16 protein-coding genes are annotated in these 15,833 nt (G+C 53.2%); 14 read left to right on the top strand and 2 right to left on the bottom strand.

Annotated elements, in window-relative coordinates:
- The first annotated feature begins 84 nt into the window (after positions 1–84).
- From deoC to A3841_RS16455, 14 genes are all read left to right on the top strand, one after another.
- The gene (gene deoC / locus A3841_RS16390) at positions 85–747 is read left to right on the top strand and encodes a deoxyribose-phosphate aldolase (protein ID WP_073853871.1); all 663 of its coding nucleotides are present in this window, start codon (positions 85–87) and stop codon (positions 745–747) included.
- Positions 740–1,255, top strand: coding sequence for a sporulation protein (locus tag A3841_RS16395; RefSeq protein WP_073853873.1), 516 nt, complete (start codon positions 740–742; stop codon positions 1,253–1,255). The genes deoC and A3841_RS16395 overlap by 8 nt, the downstream gene beginning before the upstream one ends.
- 152 nt (positions 1,256–1,407) lie before the next feature.
- A complete protein-coding gene (locus tag A3841_RS16400) occupies positions 1,408–2,598 on the top strand; it encodes a M20 metallopeptidase family protein (protein ID WP_073853875.1) in 1,191 nt (396 codons plus the stop codon).
- Between the two features lie 29 nt (positions 2,599–2,627).
- Positions 2,628–3,422, top strand: coding sequence for a DUF2490 domain-containing protein (locus A3841_RS16405; protein ID WP_073853877.1), 795 nt, complete (start codon positions 2,628–2,630; stop codon positions 3,420–3,422).
- A 153-nt stretch (positions 3,423–3,575) separates the two neighbouring features.
- Positions 3,576–4,079 (top strand): Hsp20/alpha crystallin family protein, encoded by a 504-nt coding sequence (locus tag A3841_RS16410; RefSeq protein ID WP_073853879.1) that lies wholly within the window; start codon positions 3,576–3,578, stop codon positions 4,077–4,079.
- A gap of 178 nt (positions 4,080–4,257) precedes the next feature.
- Positions 4,258–5,751, top strand: a complete 1,494-nt coding sequence (locus A3841_RS16415) for a Do family serine endopeptidase (protein ID WP_073853881.1) — start codon at positions 4,258–4,260, stop codon at positions 5,749–5,751.
- A 106-nt stretch (positions 5,752–5,857) separates the two neighbouring features.
- A complete protein-coding gene (amaB, locus tag A3841_RS16420; protein WP_073853883.1) occupies positions 5,858–7,435 on the top strand; it encodes an L-piperidine-6-carboxylate dehydrogenase in 1,578 nt (525 codons plus the stop codon).
- Positions 7,436–8,047: 612 nt separating this feature from the next.
- Complete coding sequence (locus tag A3841_RS16425; RefSeq protein WP_073853885.1) at positions 8,048–8,605, top strand: RNA polymerase sigma factor; 558 nt, start codon at positions 8,048–8,050, stop codon at positions 8,603–8,605.
- Between the two features lie 41 nt (positions 8,606–8,646).
- Positions 8,647–9,300 (top strand): hypothetical protein, encoded by a 654-nt coding sequence (locus tag A3841_RS16430; protein WP_073853887.1) that lies wholly within the window; start codon positions 8,647–8,649, stop codon positions 9,298–9,300.
- Complete coding sequence (locus tag A3841_RS16435; protein WP_083610398.1) at positions 9,293–10,459, top strand: DUF4097 family beta strand repeat-containing protein; 1,167 nt, start codon at positions 9,293–9,295, stop codon at positions 10,457–10,459. The genes A3841_RS16430 and A3841_RS16435 overlap by 8 nt, the downstream gene beginning before the upstream one ends.
- Positions 10,460–10,567: 108 nt before the next feature.
- On the top strand, positions 10,568–10,993 hold the full coding sequence (locus tag A3841_RS16440; protein ID WP_073853889.1) for a RidA family protein: 426 nt from the start codon (positions 10,568–10,570) through the stop codon (positions 10,991–10,993).
- Positions 10,994–11,021: 28 nt separating this feature from the next.
- Positions 11,022–12,836 carry a MutS family DNA mismatch repair protein gene (locus A3841_RS16445; protein ID WP_073853891.1) on the top strand — a complete coding sequence of 605 codons (1,815 nt, stop codon included), beginning with the start codon at positions 11,022–11,024 and terminating at the stop codon, positions 12,834–12,836.
- Between the two features lie 121 nt (positions 12,837–12,957).
- Positions 12,958–13,200: a hypothetical protein gene (locus tag A3841_RS16450; protein ID WP_073853893.1), complete on the top strand. Its 243-nt coding sequence runs from the start codon at positions 12,958–12,960 to the stop codon at positions 13,198–13,200.
- Between the two features lie 188 nt (positions 13,201–13,388).
- Positions 13,389–13,841: a DUF1569 domain-containing protein gene (locus A3841_RS16455; protein ID WP_073853895.1), complete on the top strand. Its 453-nt coding sequence runs from the start codon at positions 13,389–13,391 to the stop codon at positions 13,839–13,841.
- A gap of 184 nt (positions 13,842–14,025) precedes the next feature.
- On the opposite strand, the gene tsf is transcribed toward A3841_RS16455, so the two are convergent.
- Both tsf and rpsB read right to left on the bottom strand, forming a co-directional pair.
- Positions 14,026–14,859 carry a translation elongation factor Ts gene (gene tsf, locus A3841_RS16460; protein ID WP_073853897.1) on the bottom strand — a complete coding sequence of 278 codons (834 nt, stop codon included), beginning with the start codon at positions 14,857–14,859 and terminating at the stop codon, positions 14,026–14,028.
- A 189-nt stretch (positions 14,860–15,048) separates the two neighbouring features.
- Positions 15,049–15,816 carry a 30S ribosomal protein S2 gene (gene rpsB, locus A3841_RS16465; protein ID WP_073853899.1) on the bottom strand — a complete coding sequence of 256 codons (768 nt, stop codon included), beginning with the start codon at positions 15,814–15,816 and terminating at the stop codon, positions 15,049–15,051.
- Positions 15,817–15,833: the final 17 nt, after the last annotated feature.

The following is a 15,833-nucleotide window of genomic DNA, read 5'->3' on the forward strand; positions in this document are numbered from 1 at the left end:
GTGGCGGCTTCATGTTTGTCCTGAACAGAGGATATAGGAGGAAGTATACTTTCATCTTATGTCCTTTGTCTTTTATCTAACGTTATGGCAGGAGAAGACATCGCTGCTTACATAGACCACACGCTGCTGCGCCCCGAGGCTACCGCCGACCAGGTAATGCAGCTTTGCGACGAGGCCAGGAGTTACGGCTTTGCGGCTGTTTGCGTACCGCCCTGCTACGTGCTTCAGGCCAAAGAGCGGCTGGGCGTGGGCACGCTGGTTAAGATCGCCACCGTGGTTGGCTTTCCGTTGGGCTACCAGCACCCCAAGGTCAAGTTCCTGGAAACGCACCAGGCCATTGAGGACGGCGCCAACGAGATAGACGTAGTGATGAACATCTCCTACTTTAAATCGGGCAAGTATAAGGAGGTGGAGAACGAGCTGAGCGATTTGGCCAAGTTCTGCCACTTAAAGGAGGCCGAGCTGAAGGTGATCATCGAAACCGCCCTGCTAACGGAGGAGGAGATCGTGAAAGCCTGCAGCATCTGCGCCAGCGCCGGCGTGGACTTCGTGAAAACCTCCACGGGCTTTGCCTCCAAGGGGGCAACCGTAGAGCACATAAAGCTGATGCGCCGCGTGCTGCCCAGTAAAATGAAGATAAAGGCTGCCGGCGGCGTACGGACAAAAGCAGAAGCAGAAGCATTAATAAAGGCTGGCGCCGACAGGTTAGGCTGCTCGGCCAGCATCCAAATAGTTTCCCATGAATAGAATTCTTAGTTTTTCGCTCGTTTTGCTCCTTGTGGCAGTCTCGTCCTGCGCCCCTTCCAAAGGTGGTGGCCGCGTGGGCAGCGAGGCAAAAGTAGGCACAGGCAAGTCGGAGCGGGTGATGGAGGACCTGAGCCAGTTCCGCCCAACGTATGAGGTGACCGAAACAGGGGCAATGGCACGCATAGAGCCCACAAAGCATAACAATGACCAGGTGGCCGTGCTGATGGACACCGTGGCCAGCGTGAACAAGAACATCAAGTATGCCCAGGGCTACCGCATTTTGGCCTACAACGGATCGCAGCGCCAGATGGTGATGGACCTGCGCAAGGCCATCATCTCCAGAGTGCCCGATGTGCAGGATTACCTCACCTACCAGCAACCCAACTTCCGCCTGGTAGTCGGTGATTTCTTTAGCCGTGTGGAGGCCCAGCAGGTGCTCAATCAGATCTCAGACCTGATACCAAATGCGCAGATCGTGCCCGATAAGATCAACCTCCGGAAGAACTAAGGTAATGTAAGGCAAAAGGCTTTAAAAGCGTTGTGGCGGAGAGGCTGCAACGCTTTTTATGTTTGATGCCATAAAGTATAATTGCTACCTTGTTTTACAGTAATTGTGTGCCAGGCCAAAGTATAAGTAACCAGTTTTCAGAAAGAAGTCCCATGCCGATATCCATAGACAGAATAAAGGAACTTGCCAAAGCCTATGCGCCGGATACGGTGCAGGTGCGCCGCCACATCCATGCCAACCCCGAGCTCTCGTTTGAGGAGCACAACACCGCCGCCTATGTAGAGCAGGAGCTTGCCAGGTTTGGAATAGAAGCACAACGTATGGCGAACACGGGTCTGGTGGCGCTGATAAAGGGCAAATATCCTGAGAAGAAAACGATAGCCCTGCGCGCTGATATGGATGCCCTGCCGATAGTGGAGGCGAATGAGGTGGCGTACAAATCGAAGAACGAAGGCGTGATGCATGCCTGCGGACACGATGTGCACACGGCCTCGGTGCTGGGCACGGCGCGTATCCTGCAGGAAATCCGCGGGGAGTTTGAGGGTACCATCAAGTTGATCTTCCAGCCGGGGGAGGAGAAATTTCCGGGCGGCGCCTCCCTTATGATCAAAGAAGGCGTGCTACAGAACCCGGCTCCTGCAAGTATAATCGGGCAGCACGTGTTCCCGCTGCTGCCTGCCGGCAAGGTGGGTTTTAAGTCGGGTATGTACATGGCCAGTGCCGATGAGATCTACATCACGGTAAAGGGTAAGGGAGGCCATGCTGCCTTGCCAGAAATGAACATCGACCCGGTGCTGATCTCGGCCCACCTGATCGTGGCGCTGCAACAGATCGTGAGCCGCCACGCCAGCCCGAAGGTGCCGACGGTGCTCTCGTTTGGCAAGGTGGAGGCCAGGGGCGCGACCAACGTTATCCCGAACGAGGTAAAGCTGGAAGGCACTTTCCGGACTATGAACGAAGTATGGCGGCGCGAGGCACACCAGAAGATCAGGAAACTGGCCGAGGGCCTCTGCGAAAGTATGGGCGGCAGCTGCGACATCGACATCAAGTTCGGTTATCCGTTCCTGCAGAATGACCCGGAGGTGACAAGTATAGCCCGCGAGGCCGCAGAAGCATACTTAGGCCCGGAGAACGTGGTGGACCTGGACCTGTGGATGGGCGCGGAGGATTTTGCTTACTACACGCAGCAGGTGCCCGCCTGCTTTTACCGCCTCGGCACCCGCAACGAGGAGCGCGGCATTACCTCCGGCGTGCACACGCCAACCTTTGATGTGGATGAGGCCGCGCTGGAAACGGGCATTGGCCTGATGGCATGGGTGGCGCTGCAGCAACTGGCGGGATAAGGCACTACAGGAGAACTCAACAAATAAGTATGAAAAAGTTATACGTTATACTGCTGCTTCTCCTGCCCGTGCTGGCGCAGGCACAGAGCAAGGTTACCGCCCCCACCACCATCTGGCCGGAGCTGCAGGCAAGCTACGGCTTAGGCGAGGAGGGGCTGCTGTTTTTGCGCAACGGCTACCGCATCAACACCGACGGCGACTTTAACGACCTGAAGGACTCCGGCATCCTGAGTAACTTTGAGCGGGTGGAGCTGAGCCTGGGCTACGAGCATACCTTGTCGGAGCACTGGCGGGGCGGGGCCATAGTGCGTTATGCCGCCGAGGATTACCCTAAAACTACTTTTTATGCCTTGTTCCTGCGCCACAACGGCGAGGTGAAAGGTCTGTACTTTAATAAGCAGCTGCTGTTCGAGTATGTGGACCAGGAGGACCGGGACGCGTCCGGCCGCTTCCGGCTGTCGGCGGAACTTGGCAAGCGCCTGCCGCTGGGCAGCAAATTCATCACCCCAAGTATAAACTACGAAGCCATGCTGCGCTCCAGCCTGGGCAAGCAATACGACGGCCTCATCAAGGAGCGCACCATCGACCGCACGCGCCTGCGCCTCAGCCTGAACTATGAGCTGACAGAGAAACTGCGCCTCAACCCATACTTTATGCGGCAAACGGATTACTATTACGTGCTCATCCCGCCGGTATACAGCGAACAGGGGCAGCTACAGGAGGAGGGTTATACCACCAAGCGCAATCGCATTACCCCGGTGGTGGGCCTGGAACTGAAGTATACCATTAACCGTGCCCCCAGCACTGCCAGTATTTCGTACTAAAGTATAATGCAACTGTAAATTAGTCAGGAAGTTATCTTTTTCCATACTTCTAAAATGACATTATTTCATGTTTTAGCATGATAATCCGATTGGTACGCTTTTTACGGTATCCTTCTTGAAAATGAGTTTAAGGACTTAAAAAAGGAGGTTAAAATGGCACTTACAAGATACAACGGCATGCAGGAGAACATGCCGAACACGTTCAGCGCAATGCTGGACAGGTTCTTCAACGAGTCTGTTAATTCCAGGGGCCTTTCCAGCTTTACCCCCCATGTGGATGCCTGCGAGACAGAGCGCGGCTACGAGATCGAGGCTGCCTTACCTGGCGTGAAGAAAGAGGATATCTCCATCGACTTCCAGGAAGGCAGGTTGACAATCACCGGGGAGCGTAGGTTTGAGAAGAAAGAGGAGAACCGCCGCTTCCACATGTTGGAAACCCAGTATGGCTCCTTCAGCAGGACGTTTTATTTGCCCGATAACGTGAACCCGGACAATATCTCGGCTGAGTTCAGGGACGGAATCCTGCTGGTGCGTGTGCCCAAGGATGAAAAGAAGACCATGAAGCGCCAGATCAACATCGCATCCGCAGAGACCAGAGAAGTAAAACCGGAGAAGAAAAAAGAAAAAGCACTCTCGGAAAACGGCGCGTCTAAGTAAGGAGCAAGTATGAATTTTAAAAGGAGGCCATCAAAATTGGCCTCCTTTTTGTTTATAAACAGAAGTGCGCAAAATATCTGCCGGGCGGTATCATACTATCGTATAAGATTATAGCGTTCAGTAACTGGGAATATACCTCATTTAGAATATTATATATAGTAAAGTTTAAAAATAACATATGAAGACGAAACAGTTTATACTTGGCGTTGCGCTCTCGGCTGTGGTAGGCGGTGGTGTGGCTGTCGGAAGCTACAAACTGCTGGAAGATGATAGCAAGGTTGTTCAGACGGAGCAGCAGTACCCAACCGTGCGCTACACCAGCGACATGCGCAGCAGCAACGTGATCGTGCCGGAAGGCCTTAATTTTATAAAAGCCGCACAGGTGTCCACGCCCGCAGTCGTGCACGTGATGACGGAATACAGCGTTCGCTCCTCCGATCGTTACAGCAGCCCGATGGATCCGTTCCTGCGTGAGTTCTTCGGCGACGGCTTTGGCCAGAGCGTGCCGCGTGGCCCGCAGGTGGGCTCCGGCTCCGGGGTAATCGTGGCCTCTAACGGGTACATCGTGACCAACAATCACGTCATCGACAGGGCCGACAAGATTGAGGTAGTGCTGGACGACAAGCGCAAGTTTGAGGCTACGCTGGTGGGCTCCGACCCTACCACCGATATCGCGCTGCTAAAGATCAACTCCGAAAACCTGCCAACCATCCGCTACGGTAACTCCGATGACCTGCAGGTGGGCGAGTGGGTGCTGGCCGTGGGTAACCCCATGAACCTGACTTCTACCGTTACCGCGGGTATCGTGAGTGCCAAGGGCCGTAACATCAACATCCTGCGCACCAGCGCCACCCAAGACATGAGCATCGAGTCGTTTATTCAGACAGATGCCGCCGTGAACCCGGGTAACTCTGGAGGCGCCCTGGTGAACCTGAACGGAGACCTAGTGGGTATCAACACCGCCATCGCCTCGCAGACGGGATCTTTTGCCGGTTACTCTTTTGCCGTTCCGTCGGCTATCGTAAGCAAGGTGGTGGATGACCTGCTGAAGTATGGCGAAGTACAGCGTGCCTTGCTGGGAGCCTCTATCCAGGAGATTGACGCAGCCTTTGCGAAGGAGAAAGGCATTAAAACCCTGAACGGGGTTTACGTGGCGGCCGTGCAGGAAAATAGCGGTGCCGAGGAGGCTGGCCTGAAGGCCGGTGACGTGATCACAGCCGTGAACGACGTGAAAGTGGGCAAGTCATCGCAGTTGCTGGAGCAGATTGCCCGCTACCGCCCAGGCGATAAAGTGAAGATTGCCTACCAGCGCGACGGAAAGAGCAAATCAACTAATGTGACGCTCAAGAACCTGGAGAACAGCACAGAACTGGTGAAGCGCAGCAATGCCAAGGCCGTTACCTTTGATGGCGCTACCTTTGAGCCGGTGACGCGTCAGGAAATGAGCAAGCTGGGCATTACCGGGGGCGCCAAGATTAAGGACGTTGCCGACAGCAAGTTCCGCGACACAGGCATGAAGGATGGCTTCATCATTACCCGCATCGACAAGTATGAAGTGAAAGAGCCAGGCGATGTGGAGAAGCACCTGAAGAACTTCGACGGCGGAGTGGTATACATTGAGGGCGTCTATCCGGATGGCCTGAAGGCATACTACCCGATTGGCAAAGGTTAATAAATTCTAGCGAATACCATAGAAAGCTTCTGCAGCCTTGCAGAAGCTTTTTTATTTTTTAGCTTTGTATAAGAGCCTGTTAAAAAAGACGTAAAGCGATAAAACCATGAAGCAAACCATAGACGCAGCCCCGCTGGTAAAAGAAATTTCCGACGTGCTGCACCAACTGGGCATAAAAGAAGTAAACCCGGCCTATAGCACCGGCTTGGTGTGGGGCGGCCACGAAGGGCGCACCTCCCGCACCATCAACTCACCGGCAGACGGTAACACCATTGCCACCGTACACATGGCCACCGCCGAAGATTACGACAAGGTGGTGCAGCAGGCCGAGGAAGCTTTTAAAGTATGGCGCAAGGTGCCCGCCCCGAAGCGTGGCGAGATCGTGCGCCAGATAGGCGAGAAGCTGCGCCAGCACAAGGAGGCGCTGGGCAAACTGGTGAGCTACGAGATGGGCAAGATCTACCAGGAGGGCCTGGGCGAGGTGCAGGAGATGATTGACATCTGCGACTTTGCCGTTGGCCTCTCGCGCCAGCTGCACGGCTACACCATGCACTCGGAGCGGCCGCAGCACCGCATGTACGAGCAGTACCACCCGCTGGGCATCGTGGGTGTGATCTCCGCCTTCAACTTCCCGGTGGCGGTTTGGAGCTGGAACGCGATGCTGGCTGCCGTGTGCGGCGACGTGGTAATCTGGAAGCCTTCTGAGAAATCGCCCCTGGCCGGTATCGCCTGCCAGCACATCATCCGGGAGGTATTGGCCGAGAACGAGCTGCCGGAGGGAATCTTCAACCTGATCATCGGCGATGCCGAGATCGGCAGCCTGATGAGCCACGACAAGCGCGTGCCGCTGGTGTCGGCTACCGGCTCCACGCGCATGGGCAAGAAAGTAGGCGAGGCGGTAGGAGCCCGTTTAGGAAAATCCCTGCTGGAGCTGGGCGGGAACAACGCCATTATACTTACCGAGAGCGCTGACATGGAAATGGCCCTGCGCGCCATCGTGTTCGGGGCCGTGGGTACCTGCGGCCAGCGCTGCACCTCCACCCGCCGCCTCATCATCCACGAGAACATCTTTGAGCAGGTAAAGGAGCGCCTGTTGAAAGTATACCCGAACCTGCCGATCGGCCACCCGCTGGACAGCACAACGCTGGTTGGTCCGCTGATCGATAAGGACGCCGTGAATGCCTTCACCAGTGCGCTGGAGAAGGTGCAGCAGGAGGGAGGCACCTTATTAACTGGTGGCGACATCCTGAGCGGCGAAGGCTACGAGACCGGCACCTATGTGAAACCAGCCATTGTGGAGGTCGAGAACCACTACGAGACGGTGCAGGAGGAGACATTCGCCCCAATCTTATACTTGATCAAGTATAGCGGTGATGTGGAAAATGCCATTGAGCTGCAGAACGGCGTGCGTCAGGGCCTGTCCTCGGCTATTTTCTCTACCAACCTGCTGGAGACAGAGGCTTTCCTGGGCCACTGGGGTTCCGACTGCGGCATTGCCAACGTGAACATCGGTACATCGGGTGCCGAGATCGGCGGTGCTTTTGGTGGCGAGAAAGATACAGGCGGTGGCCGCGAGTCCGGCTCCGACGCCTGGAGAATTTACATGCGTCGCCAGACCAACACCATCAACTACAGCCGTGAGCTGCCGCTTGCCCAGGGCATCAAGTTTGATATCATGGACTAAAGCTAAGCTACAAACTCCGCAGCACCTGCGGGCGTTTTGTTAGCTACAAGTATAAAACGCCGGTTCTACCCAGGGCCGGCGTTTTTTTATGAACACCTGTGTATAAAGTATGGCTGTGTAAGTATTGTCTGTTATGCCACAGTTCTTGCGCATTTATACTTCCGTAGCCTTTCCTGCTCTACACAGTTTTCTCAAACTTGCCCCTGCTTATACTTCCTTTACCCATATTTATACTTTTATACTCTCGCCATGCAGAAGGAATACGGCATACTTATCCACAATTGTGAATAACCAGTATGTGGATATGTGGAAAACCTAAGCTCATACATGCCTGAGATAGTATAAAGACCAACCAGGGAAGCAGCCATTTCCTGTGTTATTGCATCTTTTAAAGTATAATGTAAAGAAGATGAAGCAGATAAGGCATTATATTTTTTCCACACAGGGCTGTGGATAGTGTGGATAAGGGAGCTTGTCGAAAAATTTCTAAGAATATTTGTAACCCATATGCAACTTCAGATAGAGCCGCGTGTCTTTAAGGCAGAGATTAGGAGAGGCGGAGGGGAATACACGAAGTGAGTGAAGCGCGATTAACCGGTTAAGCAGTAAACTTTGGAAAAACTTGGCTACCAGGATGTGAACCAGCAAGTGGTGCAGCGCTGCAAGGGCGGTGACCATCGGGCGCAGTATGAACTGTACAAGCTCTATTCCAAGGCCATGTTTAACGTGAGCATGCGCATCACCAACGATTACGCCGAGGCCGAGGATGTGCTGCAGGAGGCTTTCCTGAGTGCCTTCCGGAACATGCACCACTACAAGGGCGAGGCGAGCTTTGGCAGTTGGCTGAAGAAGATCGTGATCAACGCGGCTATCAACGCGGTGCGCAAGCGCCGTGCGGAACTGGTGCCGATGGACGAGCGCTCGGTGGCCGAGGTGCCGGATGAGGTGACGGAGGATGACTCGGAGTGGCAGGTGGAGCAGGTGCGGCGCGCCATCCAGAAGCTGCCCGATGGCTACCGGGTGGTGCTGAGTTTATACTTGCTGGAGGGCTACGACCACGCCGAGATAGGCGAGGTGCTGGGCATCTCGGAGTCTACCTCCAAATCGCAGTACAGCAGGGCGCGCAAAAAACTACTGGAGATAATGAAGGAGCCGCAGTTTGTGGCCTGAGTGAAAGTATAAGATGAGCTGAACTATGACAGAACTTTACCATGAAAGATAGCTTAGAAAAGTTTGTACAGAATAACCGGGAGGAGTTCGATGTGTTCGAGCCCCGGCCGGAACTGTGGCAGCACATATGCCAGGAGCTGCCGCAAACATCACCCGAAAAAGAGGCCAAAGTTATTAAGTTCAACTTTGGCGAGCGCGCCAGCTTCAGCGCCGATTTCTTCTTTATGCGCGTGGCGGCGGCCATTGTTTTGCTGCTGGGTTGCGGCCTCACCATTTTCCTGATGAAGCAGCAGACCCCTGATACCGCCAACACCTTGGCATCCAATCAAAGTATAAACGCCCCTGCGGCAGACGTGAACGCTATTGCGCCGGAGCTACCGGAAATAGAGGCCTACTACGCCAGCCAGATAAAGGCCAAAAAGTCGGAGCTGAGCGCGTACGACCTGAAGGTGCTGGGCCTGGACGAGCACCAGTTGATCGACAACGAACTCATCCGCCTCGACAGCAGCTATGTCTCCCTCAAAAACCAACTCTATACTTCTCCTAATACCAATGAGATAGTAGGTGCACTGATCCAAAACCTGCAGATACGGATCAGGGTGCTGAACCGTCAACTGGAAGTACTCCAGAAACTGGAGCCAAACAAACAACAACCTATTCAAGAACCACAAAACGATGATACCACAAATGTATAACGCTCTACGCCTTACGCTGGTGCTGCTACTGGCACCTATGCTGGCCACGGCACAGGCCAAAGACAGTGCGCCCTGTCCCGATGTAACCGTGGACCTGTCCGGACTGCGCGTGCTGGAGGATATGAAGCTGGAGAACCTGGCTGACCTGAAGGAGCTGAAGAGCCTGGCTGCGCTGGAAAGCCTCTCAGAACTGAAGCACCTGGCAGAGATGAAACACCTGGTCATAACTGACCAGACCGGTACAACGGGTAACCTTGAAACCGAAGCGGCCATGTTCGATGCCGAGAAGCGCAAGACCATCGACAAAACCTTTAAGGTGAGCAGCAAAGATGCCCTTAACATTGAGAACCAGTGGGGCCAGGTGCACGTGAACACCTGGGATAAAAAGGAGATAAGGGTAAAGGTGGAGGTGATTGCCCGCGCCGTCACCGACGAAAGAGCCCAGATGATGCTGGACAACGTTACTATCAAGGAAAGCCACGAAGGCAGTACCTACTCTTTCCGCACCGAAAAGAGCCCGATGCGCATCAACGGGCACAACAACAGAAGCCTGGAGATAAACTATACCATCTACATGCCAGCCGAGAATGCCCTTGCCGTACAGAACAAATTCGGCGACGTGTACCTGGCCTCCATGAAAGGGAAGGTGGATATAGACATGCAGTACGGAAACCTGAAGTGCGACCGGTTGGCAAACGCCAGCAACAACGTAAAACTGACGTACGGCTCCGGTAACTGTGCCTATATTAACGGCGGTATTATCAGAGTGGCCTATGCCGACATGAAAGTCGGGGAGGCCGGCGGCCTGCAGGGTTCTTCTCAGTATGGTGACTTTAGCCTGGGCAGCCTGCAGGAGACAATGGACATGAAGGTACAGTACGGCTCCTTCCGGATCGACAATATCAGCAACAACATCCGCAAGATATCCCTGGATAGCGGGTTCACCCCGCTGAACCTGAACTTCGCGGATAATACCAACTTCAACTTCGATGTGAATGTGCAGTTCGGCAACTTTAACGTGGATAAGTCGTTGGTTACTATAACGTCGCTCGAAAAAGACTATACCTCAGCCGAATACAAAGGCAGGTTCGGGGGCGCGTCGCCCAAAGGGGTGGTAAGCATCACCTCCAAGTATGGCGATGTGAAGTTTACGAAGTAATAAAAAGCATTTATAATAGTTTGTTTAAGGTGATGGAAGAGCTGGCAACCGCCGGCTCTTCCTGTTTGCGGTCGTACCTGATCACTCATTATTTATGTATATTTGGCTATGGCAACTAACAAAGAGCTACTCAATTCAAGTAAGGCACCGGAGCCGGTGGGCCTGTACCCGCACGCGCGGCGCGTGGGCAACCTGCTGTTCCTGTCGGGGGTGGGGCCACGGGAGCGCGGCACCAAAAAGATACCCGGCGTGGAACTGGACGAGCAGGGCAACATCCTAAGCTACGACATAGAGGCGCAGTGCCGCGCGGTGTTTCAGAACGTGCGCTACATTCTGGAAGATGCCGGATCCGGCTGGGACAGCCTGGTGGACGTAACCGTTTTCCTGACGAACATGAAGGATGACTTTGCCACCTACAACCGCCTGTACGCCGAGTACTTTCAGGATAACCAGCCCTGCCGCACTACCGTGGAGGTAAGCAGGCTGCCCACGCCCATCGCCATCGAGCTGAAGTGCATCGCCATGATCGACTAAAGTATAAACAGCGCCAAAAAACATACTTGTGAGCGAAAGCAGAGAGAATTTATACCTAGACAGAGCCTCGGCCTTTGCCGAACAGGAGAAGAAAGCCGCCTCCACCTCCAGCGCCGTATCGTGGCTGCGGGTGGGTGTGTTTGTGGCTGGCGCGGTGCTGGCTTATCTTATCTTTAAGAGTGGTAACAACACGGTCGGTGCCTTGGCCATACTTGGCTTTTACTCCCTTTTTATACTTGTGATGCGCTGGCACAGCAGGCTTGACTTTCGGTACCAGCAGCTGCGCCTGCTGCGGCAGGTAAACGAGCAGGAGGTGGAGCGGCTGCAGGGCAAGCTAAGCAAGTTCGACGGCGGGCAGGAGTTCGTGGACGATCACCACCCCTATACTTCAGACCTGGATATTTTCGGGCACAACTCGCTGTTCCAGCTGCTCAACCGCTCTGTTACCAGCATCGGCAAGTATAAACTGGCTCTGTGGCTACGCAAGGCCGCTGCACCAGAGCAGGTGCTGCAGCGGCAGGAGGCCGTGGCCGAGCTGGCCTCGCCATTGAGACTGGAGTGGCTGCAGGGATTCCTGGCGCTGCCCATGCACTACAAGCACGACGCGGAGTCGGCGGCCGGTTTTATACATTGGTTCAAGGATAAGGCTTTTTTCCGGCAGCATGGCTGGCTCAAACCGCTCCTGTTTATACTTCCGGTGCTCACGCTGGCGGCCATTGCGGGCTGGTTCTATGGCCTTAGCGGCTGGGTTGCCGTTGGCCTGCTGGTGGTGCAGTACTTGCTGGCCCATAAGTATACTGTGGAGCGTGATGAGTATTATGAAAAGAGTATTAGCATTTATGAGGCCATGCGCAGCTACACCAAACAGCTGCAGCACATAGAGTGGCACCAATTCGATACGCCCATGCTTCAGGAGCTGCACCAGAGGCTGCTAAAGTCCGGCACCAGTTCCTCGGCAAGTATAAACAAGCTCGCTAACATCATCGATTTTTTCTCCTACCGCCTTAGCACGCTGATGGCCTTCTTCCTGAACGCCACGCTGATGTGGGACTTTGTGTGGATGTACCGCCTGGAGAGCTGGAAGGAGCTGCACCTGCAGCAACTGGAGCAGAGCCTGGAGGTGCTGGCCGAGTTTGAGGCGCTGGCAAGTATGGCCGCCTTTCAGCACGCGCACCCGCACTTTGCCGTGCCGCGGCTTAGTCAAACTCCATTTCTGTACCAGGCCTCTGCTCTCGCGCACCCGCTCATTTTCTCGGTTAAGCCTGTTGCCAACGATTTCGAGATGCAGGGCATCGGCCATACCATCGTCATCACGGGCTCCAACATGTCGGGCAAAACTACCTTTTTGCGAACCGTAGGCATTAACATGGTGCTGGCGCTGCTGGGAGCCCCGGTGTGCGCCCGAAGTATGACCGTGGCCCCGGCGCAAGTATACACGGCCATGCGTACGGCCGATAACCTGTCCGAGAACACCTCCTCCTTCTACGCCGAACTCAAGCGCCTGCGCGTGTTGCTGGAGCTAACGGAGCTGGGGCAGCCGGTCTTCTACCTCCTCGACGAGATCCTGAAAGGCACCAACTCCCGCGACCGTCACATCGGGGCTATGTCGCTGATACGGCAACTGCACAAGCGCAATGCCTCCGGCCTCATCTCTACCCACGACCTGGAACTGGGCGCGATGGAACAGGAACTGCGGGGCAGCGTAGAAAACTATAGCTTCAACAGCGACATCATCGGCAACGAGATCAACTTCGATTATAAGCTAACCCCTGGCCTCTGCCGCAGCTTCAACGCCAGCAAGCTCATGCAGCTGATGGGTATTGAGATTGAGGAGGAAGCTTGATTATTTGACAAAGGACAAACTACAATAATTCGAATTCCCCTCCTGGGAGGGGCAGGGGTGGGTTCATACTTGCCCATATTTTTTTTATACTTCACCAGATAAACCACTTAGCACTATAACTATGAGAGTAGTAGCCGACATACCAAACCCGCACGTGAAAATCACGCTGCACTCCTACAACGGCAAGTATATCCTGAAGCTGGAGAAAGCCAACCTGGAGCAGCTCTATAAAATTGAGGAAACCGAGGTGATGGGAGACGAAGGAGCCAAAGCCCTGATTGATGAGGAGTTTATTGAGGGTGTCCTCAACCGCTTTCAGGACATGCGCGACATTTTTGTGAGTACGGTAAGGCGGAATGGGTGAGGGACGTTTGGACGGTTGTAGCGATCTTTGTCAGGCAATATTCCTCTGAGTTAAGCAAGGGGGAACACTGTCGCATATGCTCCCTACCATTGTCGGCTTATTCCTTTATCTTGTCCGTAATTTGTAGTTAACTATAAGGTTCCAGCACCAAGAATCTGCTCCAGTTTTTAAAAGCGCTAGTGAGAATCATGAGGACGATATTTGATAAACCAACCAGAGAAGATCTAATTGAGAGAATTACGTTATTAAACGATAGCAGCAGTGTCCGGTGGGGCAAAATGAGTGTTTATCAAATGGTCAAGCATAATTCCTATTGGAACGGCTGGATTTTGGGGAAGGACAATCATACCTACAACCAATCTTTCCTAGGCAAAGTGTTCGGGCAGATGGCGTTGAGGAAAATGATAAAGGATGAAAAACCGTTTGACAGAAATATCCCTACCTCCTCCCAATTCAAAGTGGAAGAGACAAATGGAGACCTGGAAGCAGAGAAATTGAAGTGGATTTTGTTAACAAGGGCTTACGAAAGCTACGATAATCCGAACTTTATACACGATTTCTTTGGAAAAATGACCAGGGAACAGATTGGCATTTTAGTATTCAAACACTCTGACCATCATCTGAGGCAGTTTGGTTTATAAACCATGATGGCTTGTTGCTGGCGTGGCTGACGTTTCTCATTTGACAGCTTTTCGAAATTCCGAACCTCTGGCTTTAACTGGATGATAATACTTATAGGCCCATCGTGGCAGCCAAACCATCTTACCGCAGAACAAAAAAAGCCCACCTTACGGCGGGCTTTTCTTTTTATACTTTCAGCTGTAATTAACCGATAGCTACACGCTTGAATTCGCTAACTGTCATGCCTTTGCTGGTGTTGTCAAGCAGCTTGGCTACAGAAACAGAAGGGTCTTTCACGAAGTCCTGATTCAACAGGGTGTTGTCTTTGTAGAACTTGTTCAGCTTGCCCATCGCGATTTTCTCCAGCATTTGCTCTGGCTTGCCTTCGGCACGCGCCTGCTCTTTGCCAACCTCGATCTCGCGCTCTACTGTGGCAGAGTCAACGCCGTCCTTGTCAACTGCGATTGGGTTCATGGCAGCAATCTGCATCGCCACGTCTTTGCCTACTTCCTCTACGTCAGTGCCGCCAGTGTTCGTAAGACCTACTAATACACCCAGTTTGCCGTTAGAGTGGTTGTAGTTCACAACTTTCTCGGCAGCTACAGTCTGGTAAGAAACCACCTCGATTTTCTCACCAATTTTTCCCATCAGATCCGTGATGTGGTCCTGCAGGGGGCGGCCATCAGCCTGAGGAGCAGCAAGCAGTTCTTCCTTAGTGGCAGCGTTTGTAGAAACGGCAGTTTCCATAGCAGCTTTCGCCAAGGTCTGGAAGTCGGCTACCTTCGATACCGGCTCGGTTTCGCAGGCCAGGGCAATTACTTTACCGTTTTTGCCGTCTTCGCTTACATGCGTCAGCACGATACCCTCAGAGGTAGCGTTGTCGGCACGCTTGCTGGCAATTTTCTGGCCTTGCTTACGCAGAATATCTTTAGCTGCCTCAAAGTCGCCGTTAGCTTCAGTAAGCGCTTTCTTGCAGTCCATCATACCGGCTCCGGTTTCCTGGCGGAGTTTATTAACGTCTTGTGCTGTAATAGCCATCCTTTTATAATTAAGATTTACGAATTATAAATTACCTTTTCTGTGCTGGGGTAGTAGTTCCGGAGCTAAACTGATTTTATACTTACCTGGATTTCCGTTTACCTCTACCTACAACCCCTAAAACAAACTGAACATTGAAGCGCTGTTTGCCCAATGTTCAGTTTGATATAGTGCAATATAAATTACTTCTTATTGCTCGTCAGCTTCCTGCTTCTCCTTGATGCCTTCTTCTTCAGAACGCTTGCGCTCGGTCTCCTCCTTGTCCACCTTGCGCTCAGACAGGCCTTCTTCGATAGCCTTGCCTACGATCGAGATGATCAGGGCTACAGACTTGGAAGCGTCGTCGTTTGCTGGGATTGGGAAGTCTACCTGCTCCGGGTTAGAGTTCGTATCGCAGATAGCGAATACCGGCAGGTTCAGTTTATGAGCCTCTTTCACCGCGATGTGCTCACGCTTCACGTCTACCACGAACAGCGCCGCTGGCAGGCGAGACAGGTCGTTGATACCACCTAGTACACGGTCCAGCTTCTCACGCTCACGAGACAGCATCAGCTTCTCACGCTTCGCCAGTGCCTTAGACTGCTCCGGGTCTTTCATCATTTTGTCGATGGTAGACATTTTCTTCAGAGACTTACGCACGGTGGCGAAGTTTGTAAGCATACCACCCAGCCAACGCTCGGTTACGTAAGGCATCTTCAGGCGACGTGCCTCCTCAGCCACGATCTCCTGCGCTTGCTTCTTGGTAGCTACAAAAAGTATCTTACGACCAGACTTTGCGATGTTCTTGATAGCGGCCGTAGCCTCATCCAGCGCAACCAAAGTTTTGTTCAGGTCAATAATGTGGATACCGTTCTTCTCCATGAAGATATATGGAGCCATTTTCGGGTCCCACTTGCGGGTAAGGTGGCCAAAGTGAACACCTGCCTCAAGTAATTCTTTATAATTAGTACTTGCCATGTTGTTGATACACCTTT

It is taken from the genome of Pontibacter flavimaris (assembly GCF_001907195.1).
GTDB classification, from domain to species: Bacteria; Bacteroidota; Bacteroidia; order Cytophagales; family Hymenobacteraceae; genus Pontibacter; species Pontibacter flavimaris.

Bases quoted from the DNA above. Each gene is read 5' to 3' on its own strand.
- deoC (WP_073853871.1), top strand. From the start codon at position 85: ATGGCAGGAGAAGACATCGCTGCTTACATAGACCACACGCTGCTGCGC.
- A3841_RS16395 (WP_073853873.1), top strand. From the start codon at position 740: ATGAATAGAATTCTTAGTTTTTCGCTCGTTTTGCTCCTTGTGGCAGTC.
- A3841_RS16400 (WP_073853875.1), top strand. From the start codon at position 1,408: ATGCCGATATCCATAGACAGAATAAAGGAACTTGCCAAAGCCTATGCG.
- A3841_RS16405 (WP_073853877.1), top strand. From the start codon at position 2,628: ATGAAAAAGTTATACGTTATACTGCTGCTTCTCCTGCCCGTGCTGGCG.
- A3841_RS16410 (WP_073853879.1), top strand. From the start codon at position 3,576: ATGGCACTTACAAGATACAACGGCATGCAGGAGAACATGCCGAACACG.
- A3841_RS16415 (WP_073853881.1), top strand. From the start codon at position 4,258: ATGAAGACGAAACAGTTTATACTTGGCGTTGCGCTCTCGGCTGTGGTA.
- amaB (WP_073853883.1), top strand. From the start codon at position 5,858: ATGAAGCAAACCATAGACGCAGCCCCGCTGGTAAAAGAAATTTCCGAC.
- A3841_RS16430 (WP_073853887.1), top strand. From the start codon at position 8,647: ATGAAAGATAGCTTAGAAAAGTTTGTACAGAATAACCGGGAGGAGTTC.
- A3841_RS16435 (WP_083610398.1), top strand. From the start codon at position 9,293: ATGTATAACGCTCTACGCCTTACGCTGGTGCTGCTACTGGCACCTATG.
- A3841_RS16440 (WP_073853889.1), top strand. From the start codon at position 10,568: ATGGCAACTAACAAAGAGCTACTCAATTCAAGTAAGGCACCGGAGCCG.
- A3841_RS16450 (WP_073853893.1), top strand. From the start codon at position 12,958: ATGAGAGTAGTAGCCGACATACCAAACCCGCACGTGAAAATCACGCTG.
- A3841_RS16455 (WP_073853895.1), top strand. From the start codon at position 13,389: ATGAGGACGATATTTGATAAACCAACCAGAGAAGATCTAATTGAGAGA.
- tsf (WP_073853897.1), bottom strand. From the start codon at position 14,859: ATGGCTATTACAGCACAAGACGTTAATAAACTCCGCCAGGAAACCGGA.
- rpsB (WP_073853899.1), bottom strand. From the start codon at position 15,816: ATGGCAAGTACTAATTATAAAGAATTACTTGAGGCAGGTGTTCACTTT.